Source organism: Paeniglutamicibacter sp. ORCA_105, from assembly GCF_045798545.1.
Classification (GTDB): domain Bacteria; phylum Actinomycetota; class Actinomycetes; order Actinomycetales; family Micrococcaceae; genus Paeniglutamicibacter; species Paeniglutamicibacter sulfureus.
The window spans coordinates 36,658-48,972 of the sequence record NZ_JBIXLM010000005.1; the positions used below are offsets into that span (position 1 = coordinate 36,658).

The window sequence follows — 12,315 nt, forward strand, 5'->3', positions numbered from 1 at the left end:
GGGGCTTAGGTGTAGAGCGAGAGCGGTTGCAGCTCTCCATGCAGGAAGTGGGCGCCGACCTCGATTTTCTTGTAGTCGACCGGGTCGTGCAGGGTGTGGGTGCGCACATTGCGCCAGAAGAGGTCGAGGCCCACGGAATTGGCCGTCGAGCTGGCGCCGGTGACCTCATAAATGCGGTTGGCGACCTCGATGCCGGTCTCGGTGGCCACCACCTTCAGCTCGGCGATGGCGATGGCGTAGTCCCCGCGCTGCTCGGCCGTCAGCTCGTTGGACCGGGCGACCTCGGTATCGAAGCGTCGGTTCAGCTTCTCGGCGAGCGCCTCAACCGCTGCTGTGCGGGCCTTCAGTTCCCCGATGGCGCGCTGGAAGACCACGTCGTGCGCATAGCTTTCGGCGTTTGAGAGGAACCAGGCGTTCTTGCGCGCCAGCAGCAGTTCCCTGCCCTTGGCCAGCGCGCCCTGGGCGACGCCGAGGTAGAAGTTGCCGAAGCCCAACTGCACCCCCGGCGTCAGCAGCGAGGCGATGGGCTCGTCGGTGACCGGCCCGAGGATGTCCTCGGGCAACACCGCGACATCGGTGTACCGCACCGAGCCCGAGGCCGTCAGCCGCTGGCCGAGGTGGTCCCAGTCTCCCACCAGCTCCAGGCCCTCCCGCCCGGTGTCCAGCACGAAGGCCAGCACCTTGCCGTCGTTGGTTCCGCCTTGGATGACGGCGTTGACGATGATGACCTCGCCCACCCCGGAGCCGGTGGAGAAGCGTTTGAACCCGTTCAGCCGGTAGCCCTCGCCATCTTCGGTGAGCACCAGGGTGGGGTCCACGGGGTTCACCGAGTCGCCCCAGAGCCAGCCGCCCTCCACAGTGCGGCGCCACCAAGCCGGCTGGTCCTCCGGGGCCGCGTAGAAGCCGATGCCCGCCTGGTTGAAGTAGTGATAGGCCAGTAGCTGGGAGATCGAGCCGTCGGCGGTGGCCAGGATACGCACGGCGTGGAAGGAGGACTCGAAGTGTCCCCCGCCACCGCCGAACTCCGCCGGGACCAGCAGATCCAGCAGACCCGAGGAGCGCAGCAATTCCGCCTCCGCATGGGGTGTCGCGTTGGCGCGGTCCCGGGCCAGGGCATCGGTGGCAAGGGTGTCGGCCACCGATTGGGCGATGGCGCTCCAGTGGGCGATCTCCGCCTCGTCGGCGTTCCCGGTCCAGGGGGTGCGGCGCAGGGTCTCGGTGCTTGTGCTCATGTGCTTGCCTCTTTCCTAGGAGTGGTTCGAGGCCAGGACGGCCTCGGGGGTGTCGCTTGCCGCGGCCTCGGCTGCGGAGGGCTTGTCCGCATAGGCGCCGCGGTAGGCTGCCGCCGGGTGGGTGTCGGCGACCTTGGTGTTGCCCTGCCCGGCCACGTATTCGCGCAGCGTGGATCCCTCGTAGCCACCCCAGGCGCGTCCGCGCTTGCGCAGTTCCGGGACCACCAGGTCGGAAAATTGCTCGAAGGACCCGGGGGTCACGGCGTAGGCCAGGTTGATGCCATCGAGTCCCGATTCGTCCACCCAGCGCTCCACCTCATCGGCAACGGTCTCGGCTGAACCGACAAAGACCGGGCCGATGCCGCCGATGCCCAGGTAGTCGGCGATCGCATTCGGCGTCCACGACTTGGTGGCATCCGCGGTGGTGAAGATCGACAGTGCGGAGCGCGCAGCATTGGTGTCGATGTACTTCAGTTCGTCCTCGCCCGCGTACTTGCTCAAATCCAGGCCCGACCAGCCTCCGTAGAAGGTCATGGCTCCCTCGCGGGAGGAATAGGACTGGTATTCGCGGTACAGCGCCTCGGCCTTGGCATCCGAGTCGGCGACCACGGTGGTGACCAGCGCGTAGAGCTTGGCCGCATCGCGCGGGCGGCCGACCAGCTCGAGTTCGTCGCGGATTGCCTCGGTTTGCCGGCTGGTGACGGTGGTGTTGATCGAGTTCAGGAAGATCCCTTCGGCGTGCGTGGCGCCGAAGCGCCGGCCGCGTGAGGATGCCCCCGCTTGGAAGATGGCAGGGGTGCGCTGCACCGAGGGCTCGGAGAGGTGGATTCCGGGCACCTTGTAGTACGTGCCGTCGTGGTTGATCGGGTGCACCTTGGAGGGGTCGGTGTAGATCCCGCGCTCCCTGTCCTTGACGACGGCGCCGTCCTCCCACGAACCCTCCCAGAGCTTGTAGACGACCTCCATGAATTCGTCGGCGAGGTCGTAGCGCTCGTCGTGTCCCAGCTGGCGCGTGTAGCCCAGGTTCCGCGCGGCCGATTCGAGGTAGCTGGTGACAACGTTCCAGCCGATGCGCCCGCGTGTGAGGTGGTCAAGCGAGGAGAACTTGCGGGCCAGCGCGTAGGGCTGTTCGTAGGTCAGCGCGCTGGTCACCGCGAACCCGAGGTTCTTGGTCACCGCCGCCATCGCGGAGACCTGCATGAACGGGTCGTTCAGCGGGACCTGGTCGGCGTCCAGCAGTGCCGGGGCGCTGGAGTTTTGGTAGACGTCGTAGATTCCCAGCACGTCGGCCAGGAACAGGGCGTCGAAGCCGCCGGCCTCAAGGGTCTTTGCCAGGGACGTCCAGTATTCGAGTGTGTTGTAGGTATCCGCCCGGTTTTCCGGGTGGCGCCAGAGCCCGGGGCTCTGGTGGGTCGGGGTGGTCATGTCGAAGGCATTGAGGGAAATGCGTTGTGCCATGGCGTGTGGGGCCTCTTCCTAGTCGGTGCTCTGGGTTGCGTTGCGGTGTGCCGGCCTGGTCAATAGCCGGGCCAGGATCCCGCTTCCGGCCGGGACGCTGCGGGAAAGCAGCACACCGAGCAGGAGGATGGCCAGCAGCACGACGCCGCGGCCCAGTCCCTGCCAGAAGAAGGAGAGCCCCACGAGGTTCATCCCGTTGCTCAGCAGAGCGAAGATCAACACGCCGATGAGCGTTCCGGGCACCGAGACGCGTGAGAAGCGGGAAAGCGTCGCCCCGATGAAGACCGCGCCGATGGCATCCATCAGGTATGCCTGTCCGGACCCGGGCACGAACCCATTGGTCCGTGAGGCAAGGATGACTCCGGCGAACCCCGCGACCAGGGAGCAGAGCAGGTAGGCCGAGACCGTGATGCGGTTGATCCGCAGCCCCGAGATACGCGCCGCGGTGGGCTGCTCGCCGGTGACCGTCACGGTGCGGCCCCAGCGGGTCGCCCCGAGCAGCACGCCGATGACCAGGGTAACGAGCGCGGCGCTGACGATCACCCCGTCCACGTCCACCAGGTAGCCGCGGCCAAGCAGTGCGAACTCGATCGGCACGCGGGGCTTGGACAGGTAGATGGGGGCGCCACCGCCGGTGAGCAGTTGCTGGACGCTGGTGCCAATGAACCAGACGCTCAGCGTGGCCAGGAACGGCGGGATGCGCAGGCCAACGATCAGTGCTGCATTGACGGCGCCGACCAGCAGTCCAAAGAGCAATCCGGCCGCGATGGCGACCCAGGCACGGTATCCGTCGGCGATCAACGCCGCGGACGCAAGCGCGGCCAGGTCCACGGCGACTCCGATGGACAGGTCGATGCCGCCGGCACGGACCACGATGGTCATCCCGATGGCCACCAGCGACAGGATGGCCATCTGGCCCAGCACGCCGGCCAGGTTCCCTGCAGTCAGGAAGACCGGGGACAGCATGCCGAAGCCGAGCAGGATCGCGGCCAGGGCCACCGGGGCAATCAGCCGCGGTGCGATGGCTCCGACCCGGCGCCGCTCTCGGCCGGGAGCGGGCCCGGGGTTGCGCTGCGGTGCCGGCGGCGTGGGCAGCAACGGTGGGGATTGTTGAATGAGGGTCATGATGCGGTGTTCCTTCCTCGGACAACGACGACGGCGAGCACCAGCAGGATCAACAGGCCCTTGGCTGCGCCGACCCACTGGCTGGCAACCCCCAGCAGGGTTAGCCCGTTGGCCAGCCCGGCCACGAAGATCGCAGCGACGACGGTGCCGGGGATGTTGACCACGAGCCGGCGGGAGAAGACGGTGGACATGTAGGCCACCAGGATGATGTCCAGCAGGATCTGCCCGCCGATGCCGGGGACGGCGGCGGATAGCCGCGAGGCCAGCAATACCCCGGCGATGCCGCCCAACACGCCACTGATGACGTAGCTGGAGAAGCGGTAGCGTGCCGGGGACAGCCCGGCGATCGAGGCAGCCGTGGCGTTTTGCCCCACCGCGTAGCTGTTGACGCCCCAGGCGGTCTTGCCCAGCGCCCACCAGGCAAGCAGGGTGCCCGCAACCAGCACCACGACGGCAGCCGGCAGGCCGGCGAAGGTTCCCTGGCGCAGCCACAGGAAGGCTCCCCCATCAAGGGCGACCTTGAGGTTGTCGCTGACCACCAGTTCCAGGGACGTGGCAATGCCCATGGTCGCCAGCGTGGCCAGCAGCGGCCTCAGGCCCAAGACGACGGCAGCTCCATTGACAGCGCCCAACGCCGCGGCAACCGCCAGACCCGTGAGCACGGCGGCCGTGGCTCCGGTGCCGGCCGCGACGGAAACGGCCGTGACGGTCCCGGCAAGCCCGGCGGTGGCCCCGATGGAAAGGTCGATGCCGCCCTCAAGGACGTCGTCGCCACCGGTGACGATCACGATGGCCAAGCCGATGCCGGCGATCCCGAAGACGGCTGCCTGGTTCAGCACCGAGGACACGTTCTCCCATTGCAGGAAGTGCGGCGATCCAAGTGCAAAGAAGCCCAGGATGAGGACCACTGCGGCATAGCCGGCCCAGGTGATTAGTGCGGGGCGCCTGCGCGGGGCGGCGGCCCTGGTGCCCGGACGGATGGGGTCCAGCGTGGTGACGCTCATGCGTACTGCCTCGCATTCGGGGTTTCGGGGGTGGATTGGGCCTGGCCCGGGGCCGAGACGGCGCCCGAGGCGATCGCCAGTATCCGGTCGGTGGTGACCTCGGGTCCGGAAAGTTCCGCGGCGACCTTTCCGCGGTAAAGGACCAAGGTCCGGTCGGCGATGCCGATGAGTTCCTCCAGGTCGACAGTCACCACCAGCACGGCGGCTCCGGCCTCGACGAGCTCATTGATTTGGGCGTAGATCTGGGCACGGCTGCCGACGTCGACACCGGAGGTGGGCTGGTCAAGCACCAGCACCGACGCGTCGGCGGCCAGCCACTTGCCCAGCACCGCTTTTTGCTGGTTTCCCCCGGAAAGGTTCCCGGCGATGGCCGAACCGCTGGCCGGGCGAATGTCGAGCTGCTCGATGTATTTCCTTGCAAGCTTCCTCTCCAGCGCGGGGGCGATGAATCCCAGGAGTTTCGAAACGTTGCCCAAGCGCGCCACTGACAGGTTTTCCGCCACGGTGTTTCTCACGAAGATGCCGTCGCGGCGGCGATTCGAGGGAACATAGGCCCCGCCGTTGGCAACGAATCCGGCCACGTCGCGCACCGGTTGGCCGCTCAGCTGAACGCTTCCGTGGCGCTTGGCGGTGCCGGTGACGGCGTCGGCGACGACATCCACTCCGGAGCCGACCAGCCCGGTGATGGCCAGCACCTCTCCGGGAAGCACTTGGAGGTCAAGCCCCTGCAGGGTGCCGGGAACACTGAGCCCACGGACCTGAAGTGCCGGTATCTTGCTGTCGGGGCGGCGCGGGGTCCGCCCGTGGTCGAACTCGACGACCTTGCGACCCACCATCAGCTCGACCACGTCTTCAAGGCTGGCACCGGCGCGCAGCGACACATTCCCGGCGTTCCCGCCGTTGCGCAGCACGGTGATTTTTTCGGTGATCTCGTTGAGTTCCTGCAGGTAGTGGGAGATGTAGATGATGCCGACGCCGGCGCCCTGAAGGCGGCGCAGGGTGCCGAAGAGCTGGTCGACCTCGCCGGAGGCCAGCGGCGCGGTTGGCTCGTCCAGGATCAACACCCGCGGTTCGGAAAGCACCGCCCGGGTGATCTGGAGCAGTTGCTGCTGTGCAACAGTGAGCCGTTCCACCAGCAGGGAGGCATCGATGTGCTGGCCGGTGACGCGCAGAATGTCGGAGGCGGCTTTCTGTTCCAGGTTGCCGCGGCGGATCCAGCCGCGGCCGAGGTCCCGGTGTCCGAGGTACAGCTGTTCCGCGCCGGAGAGCCGGGGGGCCAGGTGCCGGTCCTGGTGGATCACGTGGATACCCAGCTCCTCGGCGTCGGCCGGCCTGGCGATGGACACGGGGTTTCCGTCCAGCCGGATCTCGCCCGAGTCGGCGGCATAGAGGCCGGTGAGGATCTTGATCAGTGTCGACTTGCCGGCCCCGTTCTCGCCAACGAGCCCCAGGATCTGCCCGGAACCGAGCTCGAGGTCGACGTCGGTGAGGACCTGCGCGGAACCGAACGACTTGTTGATTCCGGTCATTTTCAGCAGCGGGACGTTAGATGCCGAGGTCAAGGCGCACCTGATTCACGTTGGACTTGTCGATGAACACCGGGGCCAGGTAGCTGGTGTTGGGGACCTCGTCGGCTCGGTCGCCGAGCAAGAGGGCAACGTTGGCAGCCGACTTGGCTGCCATCGCCTTGGTCTGCTGCGCAACGGTTACGGTGTAGGAGCTTTCCGGGTCCGCGATGAGGTCAAGTGCCCCGGGTTCGGCGTCGACGCCGTAGAGCTTGATTTCGTCCCTGCCTGCCGAATCGACGGCCTGGGCCGCACCGATCAGCGGGATGTCCCAGCAGCTCCAGATGGCGTCGATCTCCCCGGCGGGGAGTCTGCGAAGCTGGTCCTGGACCTGCTTCTTGGCATCCTCGATGGTGCCTTCGTATTTGTCCTGAAGCTCGGGCTTCAGGATTTCGATTCCCGGGTAGTCTTCGAGCACCACCTTGAGTTCGCTGTAGCGGATGCGGCACGGGGCCACTCCAGGGAACCCGTTGAAGGCCAGGATCTTGCCCTTGCCCCCGATGTCCTCGGCCAGGGTGCGGGCAACGGTGGAGCCGACCCACCAGTTGTCGCCGGTGACGTTGTTGCTGCTGTACTCGGACTGGAAATCGATGGTGAACAGTGCGATCCCGGCCTCATCGACCTTCTTCAGGGCGGGACTGAGCGTTTGGGCATCACCGAGGATCACGATGATCGCATCAGGCTGCTGCGTGACGAGGTTTTCCACGTTGCTGACGTGCTTGTCGTCCTTTGCCTCGGCCTGGGTTGCAATCACCGTGCCCCCGAGTTCCTCAATTCGGGATTGGAGCTCCTCATAAATGACGCGGCTGTAGTCGTGGACAATGTCCTTTGCGGCGATTCCAACCGTCTTGCCTTCCAGCGAGGGGACGCCGGCGAGGGGGTCGGCTTCTGCAACGGGAGCGCCCGCTGCCCCCGTACCTGGTTGGTTGGCGACCGGAGCGGCAGTGGCCACCGGTTCCTTCAGCGAGCATCCGGTGACCATCAATGTAAGCGCGGCTGCCAGGCTCGTGCTCTTAAGAATCGCTCCGCGCAGCGCACGGCCGGACGATGCCGAATGGGATTGGGTGTTTTCCATGAAACGCATTCCTTCAACAATCTCGGTGGCGAAGAAATCGACAAACAATCCGACCCATGGCCAGCAGGTCCTGGCCGCGGGAGGAATCGCGAGATCTCCATCGGTCCTGGCCGAAGCACTATCCACGGATTGCTCCGTAAACTTGCTGCGGCGTCAACAAGCCAGGTCTCTCGGCCGCTCTGGATGGGTACTCATCGATTCAAACAGCCTGATTCCGCCGAATAAACACGACCGTAATATGTCGGTTGCCTCAGGCCTCATGACGTCGTCTGGCGACTTTCACGTCGTCACCCCGGCCCGAATTCCGCCCTTCATCGACCTCGAGATGTCATATGGCGCAAGGAACCGTCACCTTTCGACTTCAATTTGGAACTAGCCGCCCTCCGCTACATCCGCTACGGCTTCTCCCGCTGGGGCCGGTGACACATTCACCAGACTCGGCTTCGCAATTCACTTTGTGTCCGGCAGGAATAAAACCGCCCAGTGCTGACGACTGATGCAGTGCCCCAACGGCCAGCGATGCCGATGGCAAAAGATGTTGTCGGAATTCATGCTCCGACACGGACAAAAAAATCTAGAATTAGGGTACGGATAAAGGACCCGGTGATGAACATGAAAAACAAACGTCCCCGCTCGGCAGGCAATGCAGGCAGTACCTCCAGGATGGGTCCTGCCGCGCTGCACGGTTCGGCGTCAAGCCCCGGACTCCCAAATTTGGCAGGTGCCCAGATCCCGGGCCCGGGTACCAAGCATGTCCTCTACGGCGCGGACGGTACGCTTTCCGACGCGGCTGCCGATCCGTGGGAGCTTGAGGGCCATTTGGGTTCCCGCGGCGGGCTTCGCTCTTTCCTGGGCAGGATCTTTAGACGCTGAGGTGTCGCAAGGAATCCAATCTGTTGAACTCCACGGAGTAGTACGTCTACCTGAGGCGCAGGCAACCATCTTCATGGTTTCCTGCGCTTCTGTTCCCACTCGAAGTCTTAGCGTTGGCCCCGGGCAGCCGGGATCGAGCTCGGGAACCGATCCAACAAGACACCCTGTCTCTGAGCCTCGACCACAAGTTACCGGTGCTCGGCCGGTGAGACCCGAACGCGGAGGTTGCCACTATAGGAACGCTCGGAGAACGGTGCAGGCCCGTCTTCGCCATTGAATTCAAGGTCAGGTACGACTTCTTCGACGAGACTCTCCAATGCGCGAAGGGATGCGTGCTGGTCGTCGTCGAGCCATGGCAGTGAGGGAAATTCCGCAACGGTCGCAACAAATTACTCCTCTTCAGGCGACCATTCCGCTAAATGGCGGTAATGGGAAATGCGCGGACTAGCGACGACTTGCATCCTTCGACTCCTGTTGTCGATCGCTGCTGACACTTGGGCAACCTGATATGGCCTGGCCGTCCCGCCGCGCCCACACGAAAGGTACCGCAGGCCGTCACAAACCTCCCTTCTTCCAAACGAACTGGTTTCATATAGCGAGGAAAGAGCTTGGAAAGGGCGAGCAACCATATGTCCGAGGACTCCACCGAATCGGTGGGCGCAATACCCGATCCGGTACTTCGCTCCATCGGCTTCCTGGCATTCTTTGACCGTTTCGCCACCCCGCCCATGCTCGTCGCCTTGGCTACTTTCACGGATCTCTCCTTGGCCCAGGCCGTTCAGCTGGTCGCCGTCTATGCGCTTTTCTACGCCTTCGGGCAACCTTTGTGGGGATTTCTCAGCGACCGCTTTGGTCGCCTGACAGTGCTGCGTCTGGCACTCATCGGGGCCGTTCTCGGCGCCGTTGCGAGCACCCTGTTCATTTCATACGTGCCGTTGCTGGTGGCCAGGGCTTTCTCTGGTTTCATGTTCGGCGCCCTGTATCCGACCTTGCTCACGCTGCTGGGTGATACCCGGACGGGGATCGACCGTGCCCGGGGGCTTTCGGACCTGCAGATCTATTCCTCGCTGGGAGCGACACTGGCCACCTTGGGGGCAGGAGCCGTCGCGACCTTCCTGGATTGGCGGCTGGTCTTTGGAATTCCTGCACTGGGAGCTGCGGCAATCCTGTTTGCGTTGGCCAGGGTTTCGGCTGTTCCGGTGGTTCGTGGACGCTTCCAGCTTCGCCGCGCCTTTACCGTAGCCGCGGTTGGCGTCTACGTGATTGCCCTGGCGGAGGGCATGGTGTTGCTCGGCGCGCTGACCTACATCGTCCCGGCGCTTCAGCACGCCGGCGTGGGGATTGGGGTGGCCGGGCTGTTGGCCACCGGCTACGCCGTGGGGGTGATATCCGGTGCCCGCGCGATGAAGAAACTGGTGCACCGTTTCTCCCGGACCCGGCTGATCTGCGCCGGCGGCTCGGTATTGACGGTGGCTTGCGGGATCTCCATGCTGTGGCCGGTACCTGCGGTGGTCACCGTGACGGCGACCTTGATCGGCGTCGCCAACGCGGTCATGCACTCGTCAATGCAGGGTTGGGCCACCGATGTCGCACCGCAGGCCCGTGCGACGACCGTCTCGTTGTTCGCCGCATCGCTGTTCCTGGGCGGCTCGCTGGGAAACTTCGCCACGGCCGCCCTGGCCGAAACGGGCGACTACGCCGCCATCTTCGGATACGGCCTGCTGCTCAGCGCGCTGTTGACAACGGCCGCGACATTCGGCCACACAGCATGGAACCGTCGCCATGCCGAACCTGCCAACCTCGGCTAGCAACACGCACTAAATTCCGCGCGTCCCGCCCATGAACGTTGACGCCATGGAACCATGGCAAAAACTTCGCACGAACATTGCCCGCCCCAGTGTTCACGAATTCGTGGGCGAGTCTTTGCCGGCAGGCCCCCTTCCCGGACCACGAACCCCGTTCCCCATTCACCCGCACTTGGAATGTTGGAGGTGCCGACGAATAAGTCGGCAGGTTTTCCCCCAACCCGGAGGTCCCTCGTGCAGTCGTTCACCCAACCGTCCAAGAAGGCCCATGCCCGTCCCCTCGGCATTGCCGCCGGAACCCTGGCGCTCATGTTCGCCGGATCCGTTCTCTCCCCCGCCGCCAACGCGGCCCCCGTCAAGGCCGACTGGGACGCAGCCGCATTCCGCGGCACCGTCGATGTCGTCAAGCCAACCGGCGACGCAGGCCAGGAATCCATCGATGGAATCGTCTTCGACGACCAGAACAAGAACTCCAAGCAGGACGCCAATGAGCGTGGCCTGAACGGCGTGACCGTGTCGAACGGACGTGACGTCACAAAGACCGATTCGAAGGGCCGCTACGAGCTGCCGGCCTTTGACAACATGACCGTGTTCGTTACGCAGCCGCGCGGCTATCAGGTACCGGTCGACGAAAACAATGTCGCCCAGTTCTCCTACCACCACCTGCCCGCCGGCTCCCCGGAACTGCAGTTCGGCGGCATCGCCCCGACCGGCGCACTGCCGGAGGCAGTGAACTTCCCGCTGGCCAAGAGCCAGCTGACCCAGTCCCCCGAGCAGCACTGCCTCATCGGTGGCGACATCCAGACCTACAACCAGGACGAGGTCGAATACGCCCGCAACGGCGCCTTCGCCGACCTGGCCCAGCGCACCGACTACGAGGGCTGCGGCGCCCTGTTTATTGGGGACGTGGTCGGCGACGACCTTTCCTTCTACCCGCAGACCCGCGAGCTGGCCAGTGTGCTTAACGGCCCGGCGCGCTTCCTGCCCGGCAACCACGACCTGGACTTCGATTCGACCACCAGCGAGCACGCGTTCGACACCTTCAAGGCCAACCTCGGCCCGGAGTACTACTCCTACGACGCCGGCAAGGCCCACGTGGTCGCGCTGAACACCGTCGAGTACCCGACCAAGCAGCCCGCAGCCAAGGGCGACTACACCGGCGCCCTGGACGAGCAGCAGCTTCAGTGGCTGCGCAACGACATTGCCCAGATTCCTATGAACAAGGTCATCGTGCTGGCCGCACACATCCCGCTGCTCGACTTCGCCGACCAGGGAAGCGCCAAGCACCAGGTCAAGCAGGTCGCCGAGATCTACGAACTGCTGAAGGGCCGCGAGGTCGTGGCGCTGGGCGGGCACACCCACAGCATCGAGAACATGCGCGAAGGCGACCGGCTCGCCGGCTGGAACGATATCTTCGGCATCGACGGACTGCCCTTCACCCACATCACCGCCGGCGCCATCTCCGGCGACTGGTACTCCGGACGCGACGCCGAGGGCGGCTACCCGCTCGCCCTGCAGCGCGACGGCGGACGCCCGGGCGTGCTGACCCTTGACATCAAGAACACCGATGTCGTCGAACGCTTCACCGTCCGCGGCGAAGACGACTCCGTGCAGATGGCCCTGGGCCTGAACACCCCGGCCTACCGCAACTGGTACGCCGCGAACCTTTCCAACAAGGGCAAGGCCCCCGAGTTCGAGAACCCGCTGTCCGTGCCGAAGTCCGATCTGGCCAACGACACCTGGCTGACCACCAACTTCTGGATGGGTTCCACCGGCTCCACCGTCAAGGTGAGCATCGACGGCGCGGCTTCCACCGAGGCCACCCGCACCCAGGCAATGCAGGGCGAAGCCCCGCTGGTCGGTGCCGAGTACTCCGACCCGGTGGCCGCTCAGGAGCAGCTGGTCAACGGCGGCAGCCTCGCCGACCGCTCCATGCACCTGTGGCGCCTGGAACTTCCTTCCGGCCTCGCCGTCGGCGAGCACACCGCGGAGGTCACCGCGACCGACGTGCAAGGACGCGAATTCACGCAGAAGCTGACCTTCGAGGTCACCGAGTAACACCCGGTTTCACACTCACTGAACGCGCCGGCGGTGCGTCGCGGCCTTCGGGCTGCGGCGCACCGCCGCCGTTTTCGGAAATATCCCCGTCGGCGAGTCGCCTCGTCCATGCCACCCGGC

The 12,315-nt window shown here is 65.2% G+C and carries 8 protein-coding genes; 2 read left to right on the top strand and 6 right to left on the bottom strand.

From position 1 onward, the window contains the following. Window positions 1-5 precede the first annotated feature (5 nt). From ACIPUB_RS03715 to ACIPUB_RS03740, 6 genes are read right to left on the bottom strand one after another with little or no spacing between them, the layout of a single operon-like run. Window positions 6-1,232 (bottom strand): acyl-CoA dehydrogenase family protein, encoded by a 1,227-nt coding sequence (locus ACIPUB_RS03715; RefSeq protein WP_407606130.1) that lies wholly within the window; start codon window positions 1,230-1,232, stop codon window positions 6-8. A gap of 15 nt (window positions 1,233-1,247) precedes the next feature. Next, entirely contained in the window at window positions 1,248-2,690 is a 1,443-nt protein-coding gene (locus ACIPUB_RS03720; RefSeq protein ID WP_407606131.1) for an LLM class flavin-dependent oxidoreductase, read from the bottom strand. A gap of 18 nt (window positions 2,691-2,708) precedes the next feature. Then, window positions 2,709-3,815 carry an ABC transporter permease gene (locus ACIPUB_RS03725; RefSeq protein ID WP_407606132.1) on the bottom strand — a complete coding sequence of 369 codons (1,107 nt, stop codon included), beginning with the start codon at window positions 3,813-3,815 and terminating at the stop codon, window positions 2,709-2,711. Next, a complete protein-coding gene (locus ACIPUB_RS03730) occupies window positions 3,812-4,819 on the bottom strand; it encodes an ABC transporter permease (protein ID WP_407606133.1) in 1,008 nt (335 codons plus the stop codon). Before ACIPUB_RS03730 ends, ACIPUB_RS03725 begins: the two co-directional genes overlap by 4 nt. Next, window positions 4,816-6,381 (bottom strand): sugar ABC transporter ATP-binding protein, encoded by a 1,566-nt coding sequence (locus ACIPUB_RS03735; protein ID WP_407606134.1) that lies wholly within the window; start codon window positions 6,379-6,381, stop codon window positions 4,816-4,818. Before ACIPUB_RS03735 ends, ACIPUB_RS03730 begins: the two co-directional genes overlap by 4 nt. After that, on the bottom strand, window positions 6,365-7,459 hold the full coding sequence (locus tag ACIPUB_RS03740) for a substrate-binding domain-containing protein (RefSeq protein WP_407606135.1): 1,095 nt from the start codon (window positions 7,457-7,459) through the stop codon (window positions 6,365-6,367). Before ACIPUB_RS03740 ends, ACIPUB_RS03735 begins: the two co-directional genes overlap by 17 nt. A gap of 1,502 nt (window positions 7,460-8,961) precedes the next feature. Between ACIPUB_RS03740 and ACIPUB_RS03745 the strand changes: the two genes are divergently transcribed. Both ACIPUB_RS03745 and ACIPUB_RS03750 read left to right on the top strand, forming a co-directional pair. Further along, window positions 8,962-10,140 carry an MFS transporter gene (locus ACIPUB_RS03745; protein WP_407606136.1) on the top strand — a complete coding sequence of 393 codons (1,179 nt, stop codon included), beginning with the start codon at window positions 8,962-8,964 and terminating at the stop codon, window positions 10,138-10,140. A 231-nt stretch (window positions 10,141-10,371) separates the two neighbouring features. Beyond that, entirely contained in the window at window positions 10,372-12,195 is a 1,824-nt protein-coding gene (locus tag ACIPUB_RS03750; RefSeq protein ID WP_407606137.1) for a calcineurin-like phosphoesterase C-terminal domain-containing protein, read from the top strand. Window positions 12,196-12,315: the final 120 nt, after the last annotated feature.

What these genes read in the sequence shown, in the direction of transcription:
- ACIPUB_RS03745 (WP_407606136.1), top strand. Translation starts at nt 8,962, where the DNA reads ATGTCCGAGGACTCCACCGAATCGGTGGGCGCAATACCCGATCCGGTA.
- ACIPUB_RS03730 (WP_407606133.1), bottom strand. Translation starts at nt 4,819, where the DNA reads ATGAGCGTCACCACGCTGGACCCCATCCGTCCGGGCACCAGGGCCGCC.
- ACIPUB_RS03725 (WP_407606132.1), bottom strand. Translation starts at nt 3,815, where the DNA reads ATGACCCTCATTCAACAATCCCCACCGTTGCTGCCCACGCCGCCGGCA.
- ACIPUB_RS03720 (WP_407606131.1), bottom strand. Translation starts at nt 2,690, where the DNA reads ATGGCACAACGCATTTCCCTCAATGCCTTCGACATGACCACCCCGACC.
- ACIPUB_RS03715 (WP_407606130.1), bottom strand. Translation starts at nt 1,232, where the DNA reads ATGAGCACAAGCACCGAGACCCTGCGCCGCACCCCCTGGACCGGGAAC.
- ACIPUB_RS03740 (WP_407606135.1), bottom strand. Translation starts at nt 7,459, where the DNA reads ATGGAAAACACCCAATCCCATTCGGCATCGTCCGGCCGTGCGCTGCGC.